At 59.8% G+C, this 23,642-nt stretch carries 13 protein-coding genes, 1 pseudogene and 1 riboswitch; of the genes and pseudogenes, 2 read left to right on the top strand and 12 right to left on the bottom strand.

The genetic code is table 11. The features are described from left to right. From ACIF4X_RS10805 to ltaE, 3 genes are all read right to left on the bottom strand, one after another. Nucleotides 1-755: aspartate kinase (locus ACIF4X_RS10805; protein ID WP_397482094.1), on the bottom strand; the 755-nt coding region annotated here is incomplete at its 3' end. Between the two features lie 90 nt (nucleotides 756-845). Next, nucleotides 846-3,464, bottom strand: a complete 2,619-nt coding sequence (gene alaS, locus ACIF4X_RS10800) for an alanine--tRNA ligase (protein WP_397482093.1) — start codon at nucleotides 3,462-3,464, stop codon at nucleotides 846-848. 146 nt (nucleotides 3,465-3,610) lie between these two features. After that, nucleotides 3,611-4,615, bottom strand: coding sequence for a low-specificity L-threonine aldolase (ltaE, locus tag ACIF4X_RS10795; RefSeq protein ID WP_397482092.1), 1,005 nt, complete (start codon nucleotides 4,613-4,615; stop codon nucleotides 3,611-3,613). A 198-nt stretch (nucleotides 4,616-4,813) separates the two neighbouring features. After that, nucleotides 4,814-4,985: riboswitch (FMN riboswitch) on the top strand. Nucleotides 4,986-5,085: 100 nt separating this feature from the next. On the opposite strand from ltaE, the gene ACIF4X_RS10790 reads away from it, so the two are divergent. Further along, nucleotides 5,086-5,595 carry a 6,7-dimethyl-8-ribityllumazine synthase gene (locus ACIF4X_RS10790; protein ID WP_007919335.1) on the top strand — a complete coding sequence of 170 codons (510 nt, stop codon included), beginning with the start codon at nucleotides 5,086-5,088 and terminating at the stop codon, nucleotides 5,593-5,595. A gap of 152 nt (nucleotides 5,596-5,747) precedes the next feature. Here the strand turns inward: ACIF4X_RS10790 and astE are convergent, their stop codons facing one another. The 7 genes from astE to ACIF4X_RS10755 form a co-directional block, all read right to left on the bottom strand. After that, complete coding sequence (astE, locus tag ACIF4X_RS10785) at nucleotides 5,748-6,758, bottom strand: succinylglutamate desuccinylase (protein WP_397482091.1); 1,011 nt, start codon at nucleotides 6,756-6,758, stop codon at nucleotides 5,748-5,750. Nucleotides 6,759-6,770: 12 nt separating this feature from the next. Then, nucleotides 6,771-7,061 (bottom strand): hypothetical protein, encoded by a 291-nt coding sequence (locus tag ACIF4X_RS10780; protein ID WP_007919345.1) that lies wholly within the window; start codon nucleotides 7,059-7,061, stop codon nucleotides 6,771-6,773. 58 nt (nucleotides 7,062-7,119) lie between these two features. Beyond that, nucleotides 7,120-8,466, bottom strand: a complete 1,347-nt coding sequence (gene astB, locus ACIF4X_RS10775) for an N-succinylarginine dihydrolase (protein WP_397482090.1) — start codon at nucleotides 8,464-8,466, stop codon at nucleotides 7,120-7,122. Nucleotides 8,467-8,632: 166 nt separating this feature from the next. Then, nucleotides 8,633-10,102: a succinylglutamate-semialdehyde dehydrogenase gene (gene astD / locus ACIF4X_RS10770; protein WP_397482099.1), complete on the bottom strand. Its 1,470-nt coding sequence runs from the start codon at nucleotides 10,100-10,102 to the stop codon at nucleotides 8,633-8,635. Then, a complete protein-coding gene (gene astA / locus ACIF4X_RS10765) occupies nucleotides 10,099-11,124 on the bottom strand; it encodes an arginine N-succinyltransferase (protein ID WP_150707465.1) in 1,026 nt (341 codons plus the stop codon). Before astA ends, astD begins: the two co-directional genes overlap by 4 nt. Before the next feature lie 51 nt (nucleotides 11,125-11,175). Further along, entirely contained in the window at nucleotides 11,176-12,195 is a 1,020-nt protein-coding gene (gene aruF / locus ACIF4X_RS10760) for an arginine/ornithine succinyltransferase subunit alpha (protein ID WP_016983955.1), read from the bottom strand. 201 nt (nucleotides 12,196-12,396) lie between these two features. Next, the gene (locus ACIF4X_RS10755; RefSeq protein ID WP_397482089.1) at nucleotides 12,397-13,617 is read right to left on the bottom strand and encodes an aspartate aminotransferase family protein; all 1,221 of its coding nucleotides are present in this window, start codon (nucleotides 13,615-13,617) and stop codon (nucleotides 12,397-12,399) included. 304 nt (nucleotides 13,618-13,921) lie between these two features. Between ACIF4X_RS10755 and ACIF4X_RS10750 the strand changes: the two genes are divergently transcribed. Further along, complete coding sequence (locus tag ACIF4X_RS10750; RefSeq protein ID WP_397482088.1) at nucleotides 13,922-21,742, top strand: dermonecrotic toxin domain-containing protein; 7,821 nt, start codon at nucleotides 13,922-13,924, stop codon at nucleotides 21,740-21,742. 36 nt (nucleotides 21,743-21,778) lie between these two features. On the opposite strand, the gene argR is transcribed toward ACIF4X_RS10750, so the two are convergent. Further along, nucleotides 21,779-22,759, bottom strand: coding sequence for a transcriptional regulator ArgR (gene argR / locus ACIF4X_RS10745; RefSeq protein WP_397482087.1), 981 nt, complete (start codon nucleotides 22,757-22,759; stop codon nucleotides 21,779-21,781). 243 nt (nucleotides 22,760-23,002) lie between these two features. Continuing rightward, nucleotides 23,003-23,642 (bottom strand): annotated as a pseudogene (locus ACIF4X_RS10740) (ABC transporter ATP-binding protein); the annotation flags it as partial.

The following is a 23,642-nucleotide window of genomic DNA, read 5'->3' as shown; positions in this document are numbered from 1 at the left end:
TGGTCCATGGTTTCCTGTTCCTCAAGAGTAAGGAGGGTGCCCGGACCCTCCTTGAAGCTGTGCAGTACGCGCAGCGGTACGTTGTACTTGCCGGCGAATTCCACGGCACGGATCTGCAACACCTTGGAACCGAGGCTGGCCATTTCCAGCATTTCTTCGAAGGTGATCTTGTCCAGACGCTGAGCGACCGGAACAACGCGCGGGTCAGTGGTGTAAACACCATCAACGTCGGTGTAGATCTGGCATTCGTCAGCCTTCAACGCGGCAGCCAAAGCCACGCCGGTCGTGTCGGAACCGCCACGACCGAGGGTGGTAATGTTGCCGTGCTCGTCGACGCCCTGGAAACCAGCGACAACCACCACGCGACCTGCTTTCAGATCACCGCGAATCTTCTGGTCATCAATCTGCAAGATACGCGCTTTATTGTGCGCACTGTCGGTCAGGATCCGCACCTGATTACCGGTGTACGACACCGCCGGCACACCGCGCTTGATCAGCGCCATGGCCAACAGGGCAATCGTCACCTGCTCACCGGTGGAAACGATCACGTCCAGTTCACGCGGAACCGGTTGCGTGTCGCCACTGATTTGCTTGGCCAGATCGATCAGACGGTTGGTTTCGCCGCTCATTGCAGACAGCACAACCACCAGGTCATCGCCGGCATCGCGGAATTTCTTAACCTTGTCGGCGACCTGCTCGATTCTCTCGACGGTACCGACCGAGGTGCCTCCAAATTTCTGTACGATCAAAGCCATTTCAAAGCCGCCTCTGCCCATGAAGGGCGCCCAATAATCACTCGAACAGCCGCCGGGTTCACCACTAGACTGCGAACCCGGCGGACCGTCTTATAAACCCTGCTCGACGAATGGAACGGTCAGCGCCAATGCGCCATCCAGCGCGCCGGCATCAACACCGCCGCCCTGCGCCATGTCCGGACGACCACCGCCCTTCCCGCCCACTGCCGCAGCAGCCTGTTTCATCAAATCACCGGCTTTGAGTTGGCCAGTCAGGTCTTTGGTTACGCCTGCAACCAGAACGACCTTTTCCTCATGGACACTGCCGAGCAGGATCACTGCGCGGCCGAGTTTGTTCTTCAACTGATCAACCAGCGCCAGCAGCGCCTTGGCGTCCTGACCATCCAGACGTGCGGCCAGAACCTTCACGCCTTTGACGTCCAGTGCCGAGTTCGACAGATCGTCACCCGCAGCGCTGGCCGCCTTGGCTTGCAACTGCTCGAGTTGCTTCTCCAGTTGGCGATTGCGCTCCAGCACAGCCGACAGCTTGTCGATCAGGTTGTCGCGGCTGCCCTTGACCAGGCTGGCCGCTTCCTTGAGTTGTTCTTCTGCTGCATTCAAGTACGCCAGTGCCGCAGCACCGGTAACGGCTTCAATACGACGCACGCCCGAAGCCACACCGCCTTCGCTGATGATTTTCAGCAGGCCGATGTCGCCGGTACGCTCGGCGTGGATACCGCCGCACAGTTCGACGGAGAAATCACCGCCCATGCTCAGCACGCGCACGTTGTCACCGTACTTCTCGCCGAACAGCGCCATCGCGCCTTTGTTCTTCGCGGTTTCGATGTCGGTTTCTTCGGTTTCAACGGCGGAGTTCTTGCGAATCTCGGCGTTGACGATATCTTCCAGTGCTTTGATTTGCTCAGGCTTGATCGCTTCAAAGTGGCTGAAGTCGAAACGCAGACGCTGGCTATCCACCAACGAACCTTTCTGCTGAACGTGCTCACCCAGTACCTGACGCAATGCCGCGTGCAGCAAGTGGGTGGCCGAGTGGTTCAGCGAAGTGGCGTGACGCACCTCGGCATCCACATGGGTTTCCACTGGCGCGCCGATAGTCAGGCTGCCCGAATCCAAAACGCCGTGGTGCAGGAACGCGCCGCCGGTCTTGGTGGTGTCGCGTACGTCGAAACGTGCGCTGCCCGCCTGAAGATAACCGCAGTCGCCAATCTGGCCGCCGGATTCAGCGTAGAACGGCGTCTGGTTGAGAACAATCACTGCCTCTTCGCCTTCATTCAAGACGTCGACCGACTGACCGTCTTTATAGATAGCGACGATTTTCGCCGAACCGCTGGTGTCTTTGTAACCGGTGAACTCGGTGGCCACATCAACCTTGACCAGGGTGTTGTAGTCCAGACCGAACGAGCTGGCCGAACGCGCACGAACACGCTGGGCTTCCATCTCACGCTCGAAACCGGCTTCGTCGACCGTCAGGCTGCGCTCGCGGGCGATGTCAGCGGTCAGGTCCATCGGGAAACCATAGGTGTCGTAGAGTTTGAACACCACGTCGCCCGGCACCACGGTGCCTTTGAGTTCCAGCAGGTCCTGCTCGAGAATCTTCAGGCCGTGCTCCAGAGTCTTGGAGAACTGCTCTTCTTCAGCCTTGAGCACGCGTTCGATGTTGCTCTGCTGCTTCTTCAGTTCCGGGAAGGCTTCGCCCATCTCGGCGACCAGTGCCGCGACGATCTTGTAGAAGAAGCTGCCAGTGGCGCCCAGTTTGTTACCGTGACGGCAGGCGCGACGGATGATCCGGCGCAGCACATAACCGCGACCTTCGTTGGACGGCAGCACGCCGTCGGCGATCAGGAAGCCGCACGAACGGATGTGGTCGGACACTACTTTCAGCGAGGACTGATCGCCGTTTTCGCAACCGATTGCCTCAGCCGAAGCTTTCAGCAGGTTCTTGAACAGGTCGATGTCGTAGTTGGAGTTGACGTGCTGCATCACCGCACTGATCCGCTCCAGGCCCATGCCGGTGTCGACCGACGGCGCTGGCAACGGATGCAAGACGCCATCGGCGGTGCGGTTGAACTGCATGAACACGTTGTTCCAGATCTCGATGTAACGGTCGCCATCTTCTTCCGGCGAGCCCGGTGGGCCACCCCAGATGTGGTCGCCGTGATCGTAGAAAATCTCGGTGCACGGGCCGCACGGGCCGGTATCGCCCATGGTCCAGAAGTTGTCGGAAGCGTACGGCGCGCCTTTATTGTCGCCGATGCGAATCATGCGTTCGACCGGCACACCGATCTCTTTGGTCCAAATGTCATACGCTTCGTCGTCGGAGGCGTAGACGGTGACCCAGAGTTTTTCCTTCGGCAGTTGCAGAACGCCGGTCAGGAAGGTCCATGCGTAGGTAATCGCGTCCTTCTTGAAATAGTCACCGAAGCTGAAGTTACCGAGCATTTCGAAGAACGTGTGGTGACGAGCGGTATAACCGACGTTTTCCAGGTCGCTGTTCTTGCCACCGGCACGCACGCACTTCTGGCTGCTGGTCGCGCGGGTGTACGCACGCTTTTCCTGGCCCAGGAAGCAGTCCTTGAACTGGTTCATCCCCGCGTTAGTGAACAGCAGGGTTGGGTCGTTGCCCGGAATCAAAGAGCTGGAGGCTACACGGGTGTGGCCTTGCTCTTCGAAGAAGCGAAGGAAGGCTTCACGGATTTCTGCGCTTTTCATTAGGTTCTTCCTCGGAGGCTGCGGCCAAAGGCCTGTTCGAAACGTCAACAGACGAAGCGACGGCAAAGGGCCGCATTATATCGGCCCTGCGCGCGGGGTACAGCGTGTTTATACGATAGAAACGGTCAATTGGACGGCTAACGCTGTCACTTGCGCGAAAACTCGACGAATGTCGCGATCACTTGCTCGATTTGCGAGCGGTTGACGTCCATGTGCGTGACCATACGCAGACGCGCGGCGGCGCTCAACTTGATCCCGCGTTCGGCGGCAAACGCCTTGATCGCTTCGGCTTTTTCGCCCATTTGCGCATAAACCATGTTGGTTTGCACCGGTTCGACGATGAAACCTGCTTCACGCAAGCCATCGGCAAGCAATTGCGCGTTGGCGTGGTCGTCCGCCAGACGCTCGACGTTATGATCCAGCGCATACAGGCCCGCAGCCGCCAGCAGTCCGGCCTGACGCATGCCGCCGCCAACCATTTTGCGCAGACGGCGCGCCTTGCCGATCAGTTGCTCAGAACCACACAACACCGACCCCACCGGCGCGCCAAGTCCTTTGGACAGGCACACCGATACCGAATCGAAATATTGGGTGATTTCGCGCGCATCGACATCCAGCTTGACCGCCGCGTTGTACAGGCGCGCGCCGTCGAGATGCAGTTGCAAGCCTTTGTCCTGAGTGAAGCGGCGGGCGCGAGCCAGATACTCCAGCGGCAGGACTTTGCCCTGCATGGTGTTTTCCAGCGCCAGCAAACGAGTTCGGGCGAAATGGAAGTCGTCAGGTTTGATCGCCGCCGCGACCTGATCCAGATCCAGCGATCCGTCAGCCTGCACTTCCAGCGGCTGTGGCTGGATCGAACCGAGCACCGCTGCGCCACCGCCCTCGTAATTGTAGGTATGCGCCTGCTGACCAACGATGTATTCGTCGCCGCGCTCGCAGTGCGCCATCAACCCCAGCAGATTGCTCATGGTGCCGGTCGGCACGAACAAAGCGGCGGCAAAACCCAGTCGCTTGGCCAGTTCGGCTTCCAGACGATTGACCGTCGGATCTTCGCCGTACACATCGTCACCGGTGTCCGCCGCGGTCATCGCGTCGAGCATGGCGGGAGTCGGTTGGGTGACGGTGTCGCTGCGAAGATCGATAACGCTCATGAACCTGGCCTCTAATCAGCAGGGGAAATCCCTTTACGAAGTGGAATTACTGCGGTCATCGCGTTGATTAATCAAGCCTTGCGCAAGGAAAAGTCGTTTCGAGCCTGCAAAAAATTCGATGACAATCATCAGAAAGGCGCAATGCACAGACACACAATCTGTGTTAAAAACGCTGCGCCGCCCGAGAAAGGGCGGCAAAAACGTTCTCAGGGCGGGGTGCAATTCCCCACCGGCGGTAATTGCGCGCAATGCGCATAGCCCGCGAGCGCTTGGCGACGGACACGACTTCGGTTGAGATCGGCGGCAAGGTCAGCAGACCCGGTGTGATTCCGGGGCCGACGGTCATAGTCCGGATGAAGAGAGAACGGGATTAACGCCAAAGGGCCGTCCGCGCGATGTGTGCGTGTGCGCACCCTTGAATCCCTTTCGATTCATAACGCCCTGTTTTTCACACAAACAGGAGTCAGAACATGCAACCCACCGCTATCGACAGCAAAAGCAAACACCCGCACGGCGAGCGCGTCGCGTTCATCCAGGCCTGCTGGCACAAGGAAATCGTCGACCAGAGCCGTAAAGGTTTCGTCGCCGAAATGATTGCCCTGGGTTATCAGGAATCGGACATCGATATCTTCGAAGTCGGCGGCGCCTTTGAAATGCCCCTGCACGCCAAGTTGCTGGCCAAGACCGGTCGTTATGCCGGCATCGTCGCCGCAGCCCTGGTCGTCGACGGCGGCATCTATCGTCACGAGTTCGTTGCCCAATCGGTGGTCAGCGGCCTGATGCAAGTGCAGCTGGAAACCGAAGTGCCGGTGTTCTCGGTGTCGCTGACGCCGCATCACTTCCATGCGGGCGACGAACATCAGAAGTTCTTCTTCGAGCACTTTGTGCACAAGGGCCAGGAAGCGGCGCGCACTTGCGCAGATACGCTGCGCAAGGTTCGCGCACTGCGCCGCACCGAGCCGCATGCTGTAGCGGTCTGACGCCGAGTGAGGTTTTGACCTCACTCAAATCAAATGTGGGAGCGAGCCTGCTCGCGAAGAGGGACTGCCAGTCGATGATACGTTGACTGATAGACCGCTTTCGCGAGCAGGCTCGCTCCCACATTGGTTTTGTGCCGGTTTAGAGATCGCTGTCAGGCGAGGTTTTCGTCGGTGGTCGGGACGATCAGGATGCCCGCGCGCAGGCCGTTCTTGACTTTGGGATTGGGGAAGATGATCCGCGCGCCCTGCTCTTCGATGATCCAGCGGGTATTGGCCAGATCTTCGGCCAGCACGTAGCCCATCTCCAATTCGGAAAAGTTCTCGATGTCCTGCGGCAGGTTCAAGCGAAACGCATCGCTGTGCTTGATGATTTCACGCGCCACACTGAACAGTTGCAAACCATCCAGCTGCGCTTCAGCCATCTCCGGCTCAGTGCCTTCGATAATCTGCTTCAAACGAGTTTCCAGCAGTGAGACGTTAACCCCGTCGTTCTGCCCGAATGGCCGCGCCTTGCCCAACTCCAGCGTGAAAGATTCGGCACCGAGCTTGTCGTAGGTGTACGAGCTGAACACGATTGAAGGCTTGTTCTGCAACAGCACCGCTTCCATGCCGGCAGCACGCAAACGCGCCAGCTCAACACGGGAATGCTGACGACCTTCCTTCCACGGATACAGCGCGAACTGTTCGATCTTCGAACCGCGAATCGCCGTGTGCAGGTCATAGTGCAGCCGCTGACGATCAGGCAGACTGAAGAAACTCGCCGCCAGACGCTCCAGCTCACAGGCGCGCAGCGCTTCGCTACCACTGCTTTGTTCATGACGGCCGTTGAACAACCGATTGACGTCCTGCTCGACGAAGCGCTCGCCTTTGCGAATCGCTTCCGGGTTGCCGAACAGGAACAGAATGCGTGCGCGCGGCTTCAAATCGCCGCGAGCGATGCCGTGCAGCAGCCGGTCAAGCAACTCGATCGGCGCTGTTTCGTTGCCGTGGATGCCTGCCGAGAGCAGAAGGTCCAGGCCATTGTCGCGCGCTTGCGGTGGCCGGACTTCCAGCGCACCTTCGCTCAACCAGCGCATGCGCACGCCTTCGACAGTCAGTTGAGTCTTCTCCGCCGGTTCGCGGCCGGCGAGGGTCAGTTCAAGCAGTTTGCCGAGGGCGAGCATAGAGCGGTTTCCTTAGTGGTCGTGGTTGCAATCCGGGCCGTGCACGTGGTCTTCGTCGTCGCCGACGTCAGCCGGTTCCATTTCCAGTTGCAGACTTACCAGATTAGTCGCCAATGGGCGCAGCAGCAGGTTGGCGTACTCGGCGTCACCTTCTTCTACGTCCACGCCGATCAGCAGCTGGCCACGGCCGTCCTGCTGAATCCACAGCTCTTTGCCTTGCCACATGACCGCGACGCGGGTGCAGGAGGTCTCCAGTTGCGTGCCGTCGGTGTCTTCAAGGATCAGCTGCAGGGAATCGCTCATGTTTTTTACTCTCTAGGTGAGACAAGCCGCGCGCCGCGTTCGGGCGACGCGCCGGCCATCAATTGATCTGGAATGGATAAACCGCGCCCAGTTTAAGGATTTGCGTCAGTTCATCCAGTGCCGTCCGGCATTCAAGCAGCAATTGCGGATCCGCCAGATCGGTTTCGCTCAGGCGGTCGCGATAGTGCTTTTCAACCCATGCGGTCAAGGAACCGTACAACGGTGGCGTCATGATAACCCCTGGGTTGACCGCCGCCAGTTCGGTTTCGTTAAGCGCGACGCGCAGTCGCAGGCACGCCGGGCCACCGCCGTTCTGCATGCTTTGCTTGAGATCGAAGACTTTCACTTCGCGGATCAGACCGCCGGAGCTGGTCAGGCTTTGCAGGTAAGCCCAAACGCGCTCGTTGGCCTGGCACTCTTGCGGCACGATCAGCAGCATCGAACCGTCAGGACGCGACAGCAACTGGCTGTTGAACAAGTAGGAACGGACCGCGTCATCCACGGTGACCGCCGAACGCGGCACACACACGGACTGGAAGTTGCCGCCAACCTTGGAGAGTTTGCTTTGCAGTTCGGCCAGCATCGAGTCGGTGTCGAGGAAGGCGTCCTCGTGATAGAACAGCACCTCGCCATTGCCCACGGCGATCACGTCGTTGTGGAACACGCCCTGATCGATCACGTTCGGGTTTTGCTGAGCGTAAACCACGCCTTCGTCACGCAGACCGTGCAGACGCGCAACCGCTTGCGACGCTTCGAGGGTCTGGCGTGCCGGGTATTTCTGCGGCGCCGGGTAACGGTTGTCGAAGGCACTGCGACCGAACACGAAGAACTCGACGCCCGCCTCGCCGTACTCACGGCAGAAACGCGTGTGGTTGGCTGCGCCTTCGTCACCGAACTGCGCGACCGCTGGCAACGCCGCGTGATGAGCGAAGTGTTGCTGATTGGCAAACATCGCGCCGAGCACGCGGCTGGTGGTCGGGTGCTCGATGCTGCGGTGATATTTGCAGTTGAGGTTGGCGGCAGTGAAGTGCACGCGACCGTCAGCGGTGTCGGCACTCGGGCTGACCGTGGCGGCGTTGGCCACCCACATGCTCGACGCCGAGCAACTGGCGACCAGCAGCGGCATGGCTTCTTTGGCGGCGCGCTCGATCACTTGCGCGTCGGTGCCACTGAAACCCAGACGGCGCAGAGCGGCCACGTCCGGACGTTCCTGCGGTGCCAGCACGCCTTGCTGAAAGCCCATTTCCATCAGCGCTTTCATCTTCGCCAGACCTTGCAGCGCCGCTTCCTTCGGGTTCGAGGATTGCTGGCTGTTGCTCTGGGAGGCAACGTTGCCGTAGGACAGACCACCGTAGTTATGGGTCGGCCCCACTAGACCGTCAAAATTGACTTCATAGGATTTCATCAGCGAGGCTCCACGAGAATCTGTTGTTATAGGCTTCAGTAACTAACTGTTCAGTGCGACCGCGGCGCGGCCATCGCTGGCAAGCCAGCTCCCACAGTGACCGCGTCGTACACAAAATGTGTGGACGCCTCCGACCCTGTGGGAGCTGGCTTGCCAGCGATTGGCATCACGCCATCTTCAGGCCGGGTGTCAGGGCTGCTGGCAGAGTCAGGCTCGGGGTTTCCAGCGACGCCACCGGGTACGCGCAGTAATCCGCCGCGTAATAAGCACTGGCGCGATGGTTGCCCGAAGCCCCGACACCACCGAACGGCGCGCTGCTCGCAGCACCGGTCAGCTGTTTGTTCCAGTTGACGATGCCGGCACGGCTTTGCAGCCAGAACTGCTGATAACGCGCTTCGGAATCCGACAGCAAACCAGCAGCAAGCCCATAAGCGGTGTTGTTGGCTTCAACGATCGCCGCTTCAAAATCAACATAGCGAATCACTTGCAGCAACGGGCCGAACAGTTCTTCGTCCGGACGCTCGGCCACCGCCGTCACATCGACAATGCCCGGGGTCAGCAACGCGGCTTGCGCCTGTGGCTGAGTCATTTCCAGCAACGACACAGCGCCGTTGGCCAGCAGATGTTCCTGAGCGTCCATCAGCGCTTTCGCCGCGCCGAGGGAAATCACCGAGCCCATGAACGGCGCCGGTTGTTGATCGAATGCGCCGACCTCGATGGTCGCGCTGACTTCAACCAGTCGCTTGAGCAAGCTGTCGCCCCACGCGCCTTGCGGCACCAGCAGACGACGTGCACAGGTGCAACGCTGACCGGCAGAAATGAAGGCCGACTGAATAATCGTGTAAACCGCCGCATCCAGATCCGCGACCTGATCCACCACCAGCGGGTTGTTACCACCCATTTCCAGCGCCAGAATCTTGTCTGGACGACCGGCAAATTGCTGGTGCAGATGATTGCCCGTACGGCTCGAACCGGTGAAAAACAGCCCGTCGATACCCGGGTTCGCCGCCAGCGCGATGCCGGTTTCGCGAGCACCTTGCAGCAGGTTCAGAACACCGGCCGGTAGACCGGCTTCGATCCAGCATTTGACCGTCAGTTCGGCGACTTTCGGGGTCAGCTCGCTCGGTTTGAACAGCACGCTGTTACCGGCCAGCAGCGCCGGCACGATGTGGCCGTTCGGCAAATGGCCGGGAAAGTTGTAAGGGCCGAACACCGCGACCACACCATGCGGCTTGTGGCGCAATACGGCGGTGGCGTCGCCCAACGGGCCGCTCTTCTCGCCGGTACGTTCGCGGTAGCTCTGTATCGAGATGGCGATCTTGTTGACCATGCTGGTCACTTCAGTAGCGGATTCCCACAGCGGCTTGCCGGTCTCCTCACCAATGGTGCGGGCCAGTTCGTCAGCGTGGTTTTTCAGCGCGGCGGCGAAAGCCTCAAGCACACTGATACGCTCTTCCAGCGTACGACGCGCCCAGCCCGGAAACGCCTGACGCGCAGCCTGCACAGCCGATTCAACCTGGGCGGTGGTTGCGCCCTCCCCCGACCACAGCACTTGCTGGGTCACCGGGTTCAGCGATTGAAAGGCTTCGCCCTGACCGGCCAGCCACTCACCTGCGATGTATAGCGAATTCATTATTTCGACTCCCGTGCAGCGGACAACGCCACGGCGCGCACTTGGTCGCCAGCGTTGAGTTGAAGACGTTTGGCGGTCTGCGGGTCAACCACCAGCGTGCCGGCGGCGAGGCGCGCCGGTGCAGCGGTGATACGGCAGTCTTCGCGCTTGCGGTTATGGATGATGAACGGCGTGGCGTCATCGCCCGGCGTGCCAATGGCCAGCACCAGCGCTTCACTGTCACGCACCGCGCGGATCTTGCCGGTTTCGCATTCGATGGCCGGGCCGGCGTCGAAGATGTCGACGTAACCCTGATAGCTGAACCCTTCGCCCTTGAGCATCGCCAGGGCCGGCTCGGTGTCCGGGTGCACCTGACCGATGACGCTACGTGCGCCTTCGGACAGGAAGCAGGTGTACAGCGGAAATTTCGGCATCAGCTCAGCGATGAACGCCTTGTTGCCAACACCGGTGAGGTAATCGGCCTGGCTGAATTCCATTTTGAAGAAGTGCCGACCGAGGCTTTCCCAGAACGGCGAACGGCCGGCGTCATCGGAGACACCGCGCATTTCGGCGATGATCTTGTTGCCGAACAACTCAGGGAATTCGGCGATGAACAGCATCCGCGCCTTCGACAACATGCGACCGTTGAGGCCACTGCGATAATCGGCGTGCAGGAACAGCGAGCACAGCTCGGAATTACCGGTCAGGTCGTTAGCCAGAAACAGCGTCGGAATCTCGCGATAGATGTTCAGCTCTTGCGAAGCGCTGACGGTCAGGCCGACACGGAAGTTGTACCAAGGCTCACGCATGCCGACGGCGCCGGCAATGGCGGAAATCCCCACTACGCGGCCGTCGTCGTCTTCGAGCACGAACAGGTAGTCCGCATCGCCACGGCCGGCTTCGCCGCGAAAGGTCTTCTCGGCCCAGCCGACCCGATGGGCCAGACGTTCTTCGTTGGCCGGCAATGTGGTCAAGCCTGTGCCGGTGCTGCGGGCCAGGTCGATCAGCGCGGCTAAATCGCTGCTGCGTACGGGACGAACAATCATGCTATCTCCTCAAACGGGCCGCCTTCGCCACCCGTGAAACTCGCTAAGGCGTTAAACCGCCACCAGGCGCACGCTGGCACCTTCACCGACGCCCAGGGCTTCGGCCGCTTCCAGATCCAGAGTCACCGGTTTGCCCGGTGCGTAATCCAGCTCCAGCAGCACCGCGCGGTAATCCTGCAACTGCGCGTTGGCCACCAGATACTGGCGTCCGGCACCTTTCACCGGCTCGCCGATCTTCACTGGCACCACGCGGCTCTGGGCGATCGAACGGATCCCCGAAACACGCGCATGCAGGGTCGGGCCACCGTCGAAAATATCGATGTAGTGATCGGTCTCGAAGCCTTCGCGCATCAGGATGTCGAAGGTGATCTGTGCACGCGGGTGCACCTGGCCCATCGCCTCTTGAGCGGAGTCCGGCAGCAACGGCACGTAGATCGGGTAATGCGGCATCAGTTCGGCGAGGAACGTGCGGCTTTTCAGCCCGCACAGACGCTCGGCTTCGGCGTAGTTGAGGTCGAAGAAGTTGCGACCGATCGCGTCCCAGAATGGCGAGTCGCCGTTCTCATCGCTGTAACCGACGATCTCGGTGACCACCGAATCAGCGAAACGCTCCGGGTGGCTGGCGACGAACAACAGACGGCCACGGGAGTTGAGCTCCGACCACGGCGACCCGACCAGCTCGCGCTGCACGTAGAAACTGGTCAGCAAGCTGTTGCCGGTCAGGTCGTGGCACTGCGAGAGCACGTGGATCTTGTTGTGGATCTTCAGCTCGCGCGAGGCGTGCACGAAGGTCTCGTTGCGGAAGCTGTAGAACGGTTCCGAGTAACCGGCCGAAGCGACAATCGCCGAGCAGCCAACCAGCTTGCCGGTAGCGGAATCTTCGAGGACGAAGAAGTAACTCTCTTCACCGTTGAAGCTCACTTCAGCAGCGAACGAAGCTTCGCTCGCAGCGATCTTGTCGCTCAGACGTTCCACGTCATCCGGCAAGGAAGTGACACCAATCGGGCTGTCCGCAGCCAGACGCTGTACCTCGCCCAGATCAGCCATTTGCGCGGGGCGCATCACCAGCATGGTGTCACTCCTTTCTCTTATCAATTCACAGAAAAAAACACCGGACACTGTGGGAGCGAGCTTGCTCGCGAAAGCGGTGTATCAGTCAGCATAGATGGCGACTGAAACTCCCTCTTCGCGAGCAAGCTCGCTCCCACAATGAATCTCACCGGCATCAAAAATTGGGTTCGACGCCCGAATGCTCCGGCGTCGAAAGGTCTATCAGGCTTGCGTCAGTGCTGCGGCAGCGCGCTCGAAACGATCCAGACCGGCATCGATATCGGCGTCTTCCACCACCAGGCTCGGGGCGAAACGGATCACGTCCGGACCGGCTTGCAGAATCATCAGGCCTTCTTTTTCAGCGGCGTTGAAGATGTCTTTGGCCTTGCCTTTCCAGGCATCGCTCAGCACGCAACCGATCAACAGACCGAGGCCACGCACCTGAGTGAACAGGCCGTATTTCTCGCCGATCTGCTCAAGGCGCGCCTTGAACTTGTCATGCTTGGCGTTTACGCCGCTGAGCACTTCCGGGGTGTTGATCACGTCGATCACCGCTTCAGCAACCGCGCACGCCAGCGGGTTGCCGCCGTAGGTGGTGCCGTGAGTGCCGACGACCAGATGTTTGGCCAGCGCTTCGGTGGTCAGCATCGCCGCGATCGGGAAACCGCCGCCCAGGCTCTTGGCGCTGGTGAGGATGTCCGGGGTTACGCCGTAATGCTGGTAGGCGAACAGCTTGCCGCTGCGGCCCATGCCGGTTTGCACTTCGTCGAACACCAGCAGCGCGTTGTTCGCGTCGCACAGTTCACGGGCACCTTGCAGGTAAGCCAGTTCGGCTGGCAGCACGCCGCCTTCGCCCTGGATCGGTTCCAGCACGACCGCACAGGTCTTGTCTGAAACCGCCGCTTTCAGCGCGGCCAGGTCGTTATACGGCACGTGGGTGATACCAGTGATTTTCGGACCGAAACCGTCGGAGTACTTCGACTGGCCACCGACGTTGACGGTGAACAGGGTACGGCCGTGGAAGCTGTTCAGCGCCGCAATGATTTCGTACTTCTCAGTGCCGAAACGGTCGAACGCCACACGACGGGCCAGCTTGAACGCGGCCTCGTTGGCTTCGGCGCCGGAGTTGCAGAAGAACACGCGTTCGGCGAATGTGGCGTCGATCAGCTTGTGCGCCAGACGCAACGCTGGCTCGTTGGTAAACACGTTGGACACGTGCCACAGCTTGTTCGCTTGCTCGGTCAAGGCACCGACCAGCGCCGGGTGCGCGTGGCCCAATACGTTGACGGCAATCCCGCCGGCGAAGTCGATCAGCTCGCGGCCGGCCTGATCCCAGACGCGGGAACCGGCGCCACGCACCGGAATGAAAGCGGCAGGCGCGTAGTTGGGAACCATTACCTGGTCGAAATCGGCGCGTTGTACCGCAGCGTGCTCAACGGACATCGGAGTCTCCTGATGAGGGCCACCCGCCTGAAACTGGCGAGCGATGGGGGGATTGTAAGGACAGTTTTCTGCCCGGCCTTGTCGCCAAGCGACAACTTCTTATAGCGCAAACCCCGGATTTCCACGGGTTTACGGCAATGCGACAAATAGCGTCGCAAAGGCGCAGTTTAACGGGCGCCGCCGATTTGCGGCAGGCTGCAGAGAATACCAACTCAACCCCGCGACAAAGATATAAATATGTACCGCACAAGGGTGGCCGCTTCCTGATTTGCTGCGCGTTCTTTTCAACGCCAAGGATTGGCCCATGCACCCGACTCAGCGACCCCCTGCGACGACCTCGACCGTCGCCAGCGACACACAGCATCACGACGATCATTACCTGTCACTGACAAACGCCGTGCCCGACTGGCTCGCCAACGCGACATCGACCCGCCGCCAGGCATTCCAGAGCAGCCTGCCTCGTCTGTCCACCTCACTCCAATCGGCTCCCGCCGAACAGCATCAGCAGATGACAGCCCTCAACGCCGCGCACTGGACCGCGCAAAGCAAGGTCGACCAGAGCCTGGAACGCCTGCAGGACGCCAGCGTCTTTGCCGAACCCTTGCTCAAAGAGGCACTGAAAAAAAACTTCGACCTGGATCTGGATGTGCGCAACACCTTTGTGCGCCTGTACATCCCCGCGACTACCCCCTGGTTTTCGATCAGGACCGGCACACGCGCCTGGACCGTCTCGTTACTGGAAGCCGCGCTGCACAACTTCGAAGCAGCGGAAACCCGCGACGACGCCTTCGAAGCTGACTCGACCTTCATCACACGCCCTTCCGCCACCGGCCAGTTCACGACCCTGCCGGCCATCAAAGCCAAATTGAGCATTGCTGCCTTCACCAGGCTGTGTAGAAAGCTGGATATCGGCGCGCAATACAAAATTCATCTCGAAGATAACCTCGGTTATACCGATCCGATGGTGGCGTCCGTGCTGCGCAGTAAAATAGACGACAGCCAGAAAGCCGCGATGAAAGCGGCCCTGCAATGGGCGCGGATGAACCGCGATGTGTCGGAAAGCTATTTTCGCCTGATCGACGCCATGCTCGACGGCATGAAAGGTCTGTATGTCAGCGGGGCACCCGTGGTGTGCCATGACATGGGGATGCTGTGCGCGCCGCTCACCGGGATCGTCGTGTTTGCGCCTGATCTGTACGTATCTCGAGATCCTGCACGCGTGGTGGCATACGTCCCCGATGATCCCGAGCACCCCTTCAAGGAATACGCCTCGACTTACGAGCTGATCGCCGAACTGACGCGCCAGTTACGCTCGAAAGACTACCAAGAGTTTTTCAGCCGATTCGTGAACCACGAACACCGAGGTTTTTTCTTCAGCACCCTCGACAGCCGCTTGAGCCAGATCATTTGGCATCCGCCGGAGTCCGGCAGCTCGCAACCGACGTGGCGCGCCAGCGACGTCGAGCGGCCGGATCTGCAGACCACGCTCAGCGCATTCCATGACGATCTGTGGCAGCACCTCTATCAAGCGAAACTCAACAAGATATTCAATGATGCCCGAGTGATCGCCGTACCCACCGCCGTGGTAGACCAAAAAGCGCGCTGGGCGTTCTGGGACTCGGTGAGCAACATCATCTCGACCATCGTCCAGACCGCCGCGCTGATTGTTGCGCCGTTCGTGCCGGTCCTGGGCGAAGCCATGATGGCGTACATGGCTTATCAAATGCTCGATGAAGCCTTCGAGGGCATCATCGAATGGGGACAAGGCCGCACCACGGAAGCCTTCGGGCACCTGATGAGCACGGTAGAGTCGCTGATTCAACTGGGCATCTTCGGCGCGGGAGGCGCGATTGGCGCGGGTGAATTTCGCAAGGTCTTGCCCAAAGAAATCGTCGCCTTCATCGACCGCTTCAAGCCAGTACAACTGGCCAATGGTCAGACACGCTACTGGGATCCCGACCTGACCCGCTACCAACACACGGCACTACCCGATGCGAATTCAAAACCCAACGAACTGGGTCTGCACGCCCATCAAGGCAAACAACTGCTCCCTCTTGAGGACGCCCACTTTGCCGTGACCGAAGACGCGGTTCCCGGTCAGTACCGCATCGAACACCCGACCCGCCCCGACGCCTACCAACCGAAGGTTCGCCACAATGGCGCCGGCGCCTGGCATACCGAACTGGAACAACCGCTGGAGTGGGACACCGACACGGCGCTGAAGCGAATCAACCCTGCAGCCGAGTCGCTCTCGCCGACTGAGCGCGAAGCGCTGTTACGGGTCAGTGGTGTCAACGAAGATGCCGTGCGCAAGATGCACGCCGATCAGCAAACGCCTCCCCCGCTGCTGGCCGACAGCATCCAGCGCTTCAAGATTGATCAGCAATTGCAACGTTTGATCGATCAGCTCGATAGCGACGTAGCCGAAGAATACCGGCGGGCCGATCCCGTTACCCAACTGCAACTTTTGACTCAGCACGGTCGCTGGCCGAGCAGCCAACGTCTGCGCCTGGTGGATCGACAGGGCGAGTTGATCTGGCAGTCTTCGGCGGACGACACCTTGCCGCTGACCGAGCTTGATCAAAGCAGCCTGATCGGCGGCGACCTGCTCAGGACCCTACTGGCGTCCCTCGACGAGCAGCAAATCAAAGCCTTGCTCGCAGAACCTTTCGGCGGGCCGACGTTCTCGCCGCAAGCACGCAGTCAAACCCTGCGCAAGCAACTCGCCCATCTCGCCCGACGCCACCGCAATTCGCTATTCGAATCGCGCTATCAGGCCCTTCAGACCCTCGACGACCCACTGGCCCAAACGCTCATCGACTACGACCCGACACTGCCGGCGAGCATCACCCGCGAACTGCTCGACACCGCCAGCGGCAGTGAGCTGATGCAAATCAGCGAGGGACAAGTACCGCCGCGCCAACAGGCACTCATGCAACTGGCCCGTCAGGAAGTGCGCGTTACCCGGGCCTACGAAGGGCTGGAACTGAGCGCCATGGACAACCCCGATTCCGATTCCCTGACGCTGCACAGCCTCAAGCTTCTGCCGGGCTGGAGCGGGGATGTACGCATCGAAATACGCGAAGGGCATTACGAAGGAACCGTGCTTGACAGCATCGGTCGCGAGGATGCACCTGCGCACAAAGTACTGGTGCGTCGAGACGACGGTCGCTATCAACCTTACGACGATCGCGGCCAGGAACTTCAATCGGCCACGGATTTCCATTCCGGCCTGCTGTATGCGCTGCCGGACAGTGAGCGCCGGAATCTGAACCTGCAGATCGGTCAGAGCGACGCGCTGAAAGCGGCGATCCGCGAGCACTCGGTGCCACGCGAAGAACTACGCACCGTGATGTTCGAGGAGCCAATAAGCCAGCCTGCTGTCGACACGCTGCGCCTGGAGGGTTTTGGCAATGAGCGACTGAACAACCCCAGACGCCTTGAAGACGCTGACTTTTTTGAAGCAGGCGAAGTCGGTGCGTTCGGCATAGAAAACCAGGACAACCTGGTCACCAGGGGCCAGTCAGTCATTAGCCCCCACGAACGTGTGCAAGCGATCTATCGCGGCATGTCCAACCAGGAAGCGCAACTTTTCGTCGCAGCCTTTCAGAATGATACGGCGGCGTTCAACGCCGAACTGGCCAGATGTCGCAGCGAATACAGCAGGCTCAGTGAAACCCTGCGTAACTGGGAGATCGCTGTGCCCGCCAACGACCCGGTCAGCGGTCTGCCATTGACCTACGCCCAACGCCGGTCGGCCCTGCGCAATCGTGCCGACTTCAGAGATGCGCTTTTGCGTTGCTGGCGCAGACAAACCCGCGGCCCCGCCGGACACATGTTACAGATTGCACAACCGATACTCGGTGACCTGCCGGCACTGGAAGCGGATTTCAGCCACGTCGTCATGCTCTCCATCAATGGCAGTGCCAACACCGGAGCGGTAGAGGCGTTTATGCAACACTTCCCGGGCATGTGGTATCTGGACGCGCAAAATCTCCATTTGCCGACGCTGCCCCAGGCTTTGACGGCGATGCCGGAACTGCGCCAGTTGATCTTGCGCGACTGCGGCATCACCTACTCGCCTGCCAATCAGGCCGTGCTGGCATCATTGCCCAGACTTTCGCTGCTGGATCTTCGAGGCAACCCGCTGGGTATCGCTCCCGATGTCAGCGCGATCCCCTCGTTGCGTTACCTCAATCTGATGAGGACGGGCCTCTCCAGACTGCCCGACAACCTGCTTGATCATCCACAACTGATCACAGGCAATTTCGAGGGCAATCAGATCACGGAAATTCCGGACGCCTTTTTCAACCTCGCCAGCTCGCTCAGTGACGGTTTCGGTTTTGCCGAAAACCCGTTGTCGGTCGCCACACGAGAGCAGGTGAAAACGTTTTATAACCACACAGGCAGACATTTCGGGGTACGGCCTGAGCCAGGGGATATTCTGCGCGCCAGAACGCTGTTTCCTGACCTGAATGCCGATCAGGCCAGCGAGATGCTCTACCGACTTCCCGGCACACTGGCTGAAGGCCGAGCCCAGCTCGCCAATTGGGAGACTGAGCTCCGTGCACTGCAAAGCGAACTGGAAGGATGGTGCGGGCAGATTCCTGCGCTTGACCCGATTTTCGGACGACCGCTGACACTCGATGAGCAAGCGCTGGAGCGCAGTGCGCGGGAGGCGTTCCGGCAGAGGCTGGAGCAGTTCTGGCGCTCCAGATCGGCGGCTTACAGAGAGAACGAGCTGACCGCAACGCTTGAGTTCATCGGCGATCTGCCGGCCTTGAGCGCCAATTTCGATCATGTTTCCCGGCTGACGCTGACGGGCAATAAAAACATCACTGCGGTCATCCCGTTCATTGAGCGTTTTGCGAATCTGGCGACACTGGAATTGCACGCCTTCGAACTGGAGCCCGTTGCGCTTTCACAGATCAGGATGCCTCGCCTCAGCGCCTTGGAGCTCAACGATTGCGGCGTCGTGCTGACCCCTGAAAACCAGGCCACACTGGTTTCCCTCAACAGCCTGCATACGCTGGACCTGAGCAACAATCCCCTGGGGACTTTTCCCGACCTGAACTTCCTTCCCGAACTGACCTACCTCGACTTGTCAAACTGCGGCCTCAACGTAGCGCCTGACGGGCTGGCCAACCACCCGAACCTGCGCACCGCGATTATCAGCAATAACCGCATCACTGAAATTCCCGATGCGGTTTTCGACCTGTCCACCAATCAGAGTGATGGTTTCGATTTTTCCGACAACCCGCTGTCGATTGCCACACGCAACAAAGTGAAAACCTACTACCGACGCACCGGACTGGACTTCGACGTCCGAGCCGAAAATACCGACATCGCCCAGATGCGCGAACTGTTCCCGTCCCTCGACGAGCAAGAGGCCAGCGATGTGATCTATGACTTGCCCGGCACCTTGGCCGATAGCCGGGCTCAGCTCGTCGCCTGGAGGGCCGAACTTGATCAGATGACTGCGGACCTGACCGCGTGGGCGCCGCAGGTTCCCAGCGTTCACCCCATTACGGGTGAGGTCCTCACGGCCATCGAGCTGTTTGATCAGTACGCGGTGCGCTCCGAATTCGGCCAACAGCTGGAACGATTCTGGCGTCACCGGTCCATCGAGTCAGGCATGCGCGCGGATTACTTCGAGTCCGACGTGAAGTTCTTCGGCGACCTTCCCCGACTGACGACGGACTTCTCTCATGTCTCAGGTGTGAAGCTCAAAGGCAACGCCGCCATCGGTGCTCCTGGCGCGTTCATCGATCTGTTCAGCAACGCGCGGGAATTGGACCTGCAGCAGTTTGCGCTGGGTGAAATACCCCAGACCGTGACCCACCTGTCGAACCTGACGGAACTCACACTGAGAGATTGCGCGGTGACGCTCAGCCAGGCCGACCAGACCCTGCTCGCCACGCTGAGCAACCTCGAACTGCTGGATCTGAGCCACAATCCATTGACCGCGACACCTGACCTTCAGCCCCTGCCGGCCCTGCGGGACCTCCTGCTGTCCAATAGCGGCATTACCACCCTGCCAGATGGAATGGCCGGTCATCCCAACCTGAAAAACGCCCTGTTGAACAGCAACCGCATCAGCGATCTGCCCGAGGCTTTTTTCGGCCTCGATCTGGACCTCGCCGACGGCGTCAACCTGGCAAGCAACCCACTGTCTCTGGCCGCTCGCGAGCGCATCAAGAGCTTCTACGTCGAGCATGGACGACACTTTGACGTCATGCCCGACGTCAGCGACCTGGTCAGCGCGCAAAGGTTGTATCCGGAAATGGACATCGAAGATGCCTGTCACATGATCTACCACTTGCCCGGCACGCTGCAGGCAGGCACTGCGCAACTGCTGCGCTGGGAGGCTGAGATCAGTCGGATGATCAGCGAATTGAATACCTGGTCCGAGCGCGTGCCGATGCGCGATCCATTGACCGGCACCCCTTGGAGCGCAGTGGAACGAATGGAACAGCAATTCAAGAGGAGAGAGTTCAGTCAAAGCCTCGAAGAGTTCTGGCGCGGCAGAAATCCGGACAGGTCTGAACTCAGGCTCAACACCCTTGATATCCGTGCACCTTTTGCCGGTGAACTGCCAGCACTGAGCGCCGATTTCGGCCATGTCATGCACTTGTCCATCCGGGGCAACGAAGCACTGAATGCTCCGGACAGTTTCCTCGCGTGTTTCAGCGGATTGCAGGCCTTGGATATGCGCGGTTTCGCGCTAAGTCGCGTTCCCCGAGCACTGACACTTATGCCGTCCCTGGAAACACTGGTGCTGAACGGTTGCGGTGTTGTCTTCGACGCCACGGGCCAGAACACGCTGACCGCGCTGAGTCGTTTGAAAAGCTTGAGTCTGTATGGCAACCCCTTGGGCACAGTGCCTGATGTCAGCGCGTTGCGAGCGCTGTCGTCGCTGGACCTGACCCGAACCGGTATCACTCAGGTTCCCGCCGGCATCGGTCAATTGCCGCAGCTACGCAATACATACCTGAGTGAAAACGCGATTGTGGAACTGCCGGAAGACATGAGTGGATTTGCTGCGAATGGCGTTGTCCTGAGGGCCAACCCACTTTCCAGCGCCTCCAGAGACCGGATAAAAACCTATTACCAGGGCAGCGATCAGAATCTGGGCGTTGCCGCCGACCAGGCAGACATTGCCCTGACGCAAGCGCTGTATCCCGACATCAGTGAGGACGACGCCAATCGCCTGGTCTATGACCTGCCTGGGACAATGGCTGAAGGCCGTATCGAATTGCAGCGTCGCCAGAATGATCTCACCACGCTGCTGAGCGAGCTCGAGGCGTGGCGGAGCGAGCCTCCAAGTGCCCCGATGACAGGCGGCGACCACGCAGATGAGGTGATACACCAGGAAAATGCCAAGCGCACCGGGTTCAGGGACGCCCTGGAAAAACGTTTGCGTGTGGCGCCAGTAGGCCTGGTGCTCTCCGACCTTGCGCTTGATCTGTCTTTCACCGGCGAACTGCCGAAACTGAGCGGCCGTTTCGAGCAGATTCAGGCATTGGCACTGACGAGCACGGCCAATGTGCATCCACGGGTTGAGCGATTACTCGAACTGTTCCCGAAGGTCAGGACACTCGATATTCGCAACTATCAACTCAATGCGATTCCCGAGGCAGTCTTCAGCATGAGTGATCTGGCCGACCTGCAACTGCCCGATTGCCGACTGCAACTGACTGAATCAAACGTGAGTGCATTGGCCGCCATGGAAAATCTGCAGACACTGGACTTGAGCCACAACCCCCTGGGGCGCACACCCGACCTGAGAAACCTCGACGCCTGTCAAACGCTGCGATTGAACAACAGCGGACTGACCGACATCCCGACCGGACTTTTTGACATGTCGCATCTGACGTACGCCAACCTTTCCGACAACGCCATTAGCCAACTTCCTGCGCCACTGCCTTTGGCTGCTGACGGCAGAGCGGTCGTCTATGACTTCCGTAACAATCCATTAACCCCGCAGAGTCAGCAGAGCCTGACGACTTACAACGTGGCCAATGAAATACGATTGCTTGAAGAGCGCGATAGTCGAGCCAGATTTAACCAAGAACTCGACAACTTCAGGGATTCTGATTTTTCCGATGGGACGAACAACCAATAGCGCAGTGATCACGGGTTAGCGTTGGCCGGCCCGTGCTTAGCCGCGCTCTGGTGGCACTGACGACAATTCGAACGGGCTGCTGCTGCGCCGCTGGTTGCGATCTTCCCGCGGCGTGGCACCGAAGAAGTTGCGGTAGGCGCTGGAGAAATGCGGCCCCGAGGAGAAGCCACACGACAGGCCGATCTGGATGATCGACTTGCTGGTTTGCATCAACATCTGCCGGGCCTTGTTCAGGCGCAACTCCAGGTAGTACTGGCTCGGCACACGGTTGAGGTATTGCTTGAAGATCCGTTCCAACTGGCGACGGGATACGCACACGTGCTGGGCGATTTCGTCAGTAGTCAGCGGCTCTTCGATGTTGGCTTCCATCAGCAACACCGCCTGGGTGAGCTTCGGATGGCTGGAGCCGAGACGGTTCTGCAACGGGATACGCTGACGCTCGCCGCCTTCGCGGATGCGTTCAACGACCAGTTCTTCCGAAACCGCACCGGCCAGTTCCGCGCCGTGATCGCGAGCCAATACCGCCAGCAGCAGATCGAGCACGGACATGCCACCGCACGCGGTCAGGCGATCGCGATCCCAGTCAAACAGGTGACTGGTGGCGATGACTTTCGGGAAGCGCTCGGCGAAATCGTCCTGCCAGCGCCAGTGCACGGCAGCGCGATAACCGTCGAGCAAACCGAGTTGCGCCAGCGGGTACACACCCGCGGACAGACCGCCGATGACCGTACCGGCGCGCACCAATTGCTTGAGCGCGCTGCTGAGTGCCGGCGCCAATGTGGTCGGCGGCTCGTCAGCGAGCAGGAACAGTTTCTGGAAGTTTTCGAGCTTGCCGGCCCAGGCTTCACCGGGTAATTGCCAAGCGCCTTCGACCGGTGGCTCGGCCTGCAGGAACGACAGCTCGTAAACCACGTCCGGGTGCACACGCTGAGCAACACGCAAGGCTTCCTCCGCCAGCGCCAGCGTCAACGCTTTAGTGCTGGGCCAAATCAGGAAACCAATTCGATGGGCAGTCATGGGCGGGCAATCCGAAACGAGGAACAGTGATGAAGGCATGGGCCAATGCTAGCCCGTAAATGAACACAAATCATGAGGCTGACAGAGATCACCTGTAGGAGCTGTCGAGTGAAACGAGGCTGCGATCCTTTGATCTTGGTTTTTGAAGATCAAAAGATCGCAGCCTGCGGCAGCTCCTACAGGGAATTTCGGTCGATCTCTAGGTCGCGAAGCATGACCTAATTTGGTGCATAACGGCAGCGATTACTTGAGGCTACCCGAGAGGAATTGCTGCAGACGTTCCGATTGTGGATTGACCAGCACTTCGCGCGGGTTGCCGCTCTCTTCAACCACACCTTTGTGCAGGAACACCAACTGGTTCGACACTTCACGGGCAAAGCCCATCTCGTGCGTTACCACGACCATGGTGCGACCTTCCTGCGCCAGCGCTTGCATGACTTTCAGCACGTCGCCCACCAGCTCCGGGTCGAGGGCCGAGGTCGGTTCGTCGAACAGCATCACCTCAGGTTCCATCGCCAGCGCACGGGCAATCGCCACACGCTGCTGCTCACCACCGGACATGTGCCCCGGGAACGCATCTTTACGATGGGCCACGCCAACCTTGTTCAGGTAGTGCTCGGCTTTCTCGCGCGCTTCGGCCTTGGACACGCCGAGTACATGCACCGGCGCTTCCATGATGTTTTCCAGCGCGGTCATGTGCGACCACAGGTTGAAATGCTGGAACACCATCGACAGGCGCGAACGCATGCGTTGCAGCTGTTTCGGATCAGCGGCTTTCAGCGCGCCGTCCTTGTTCGCCACCAGTTTCAGCTCTTCGTTGTTGAGCAGAATCTTGCCCGCGTGCGTCTGCTCGAGCAGGTTGATGCAGCGCAGGAAAGTACTT

Origin of the sequence: Pseudomonas sp. NPDC085632 (genome assembly GCF_044541255.1) — a bacterium.
In the GTDB taxonomy this organism is placed as follows: Bacteria; Pseudomonadota; Gammaproteobacteria; order Pseudomonadales; family Pseudomonadaceae; genus Aquipseudomonas.
The sequence above is the reverse complement of the archived record's forward strand: the minus strand, read 5'-3'. Positions and strand labels throughout refer to the sequence as shown.

Bases quoted from the DNA above. Each gene is read 5' to 3' on its own strand.
- alaS (WP_397482093.1), bottom strand. From the start codon at position 3,464: ATGAAAAGCGCAGAAATCCGTGAAGCCTTCCTTCGCTTCTTCGAAGAG.
- ltaE (WP_397482092.1), bottom strand. From the start codon at position 4,615: ATGAGCGTTATCGATCTTCGCAGCGACACCGTCACCCAACCGACTCCC.
- ACIF4X_RS10790 (WP_007919335.1), top strand. From the start codon at position 5,086: ATGCAACCCACCGCTATCGACAGCAAAAGCAAACACCCGCACGGCGAG.
- astE (WP_397482091.1), bottom strand. From the start codon at position 6,758: ATGCTCGCCCTCGGCAAACTGCTTGAACTGACCCTCGCCGGCCGCGAA.
- ACIF4X_RS10780 (WP_007919345.1), bottom strand. From the start codon at position 7,061: ATGAGCGATTCCCTGCAGCTGATCCTTGAAGACACCGACGGCACGCAA.
- astB (WP_397482090.1), bottom strand. From the start codon at position 8,466: ATGAAATCCTATGAAGTCAATTTTGACGGTCTAGTGGGGCCGACCCAT.
- astA (WP_150707465.1), bottom strand. From the start codon at position 11,124: ATGATTGTTCGTCCCGTACGCAGCAGCGATTTAGCCGCGCTGATCGAC.
- aruF (WP_016983955.1), bottom strand. From the start codon at position 12,195: ATGCTGGTGATGCGCCCCGCGCAAATGGCTGATCTGGGCGAGGTACAG.
- ACIF4X_RS10755 (WP_397482089.1), bottom strand. From the start codon at position 13,617: ATGTCCGTTGAGCACGCTGCGGTACAACGCGCCGATTTCGACCAGGTA.
- ACIF4X_RS10750 (WP_397482088.1), top strand. From the start codon at position 13,922: ATGCACCCGACTCAGCGACCCCCTGCGACGACCTCGACCGTCGCCAGC.
- argR (WP_397482087.1), bottom strand. From the start codon at position 22,759: ATGACTGCCCATCGAATTGGTTTCCTGATTTGGCCCAGCACTAAAGCG.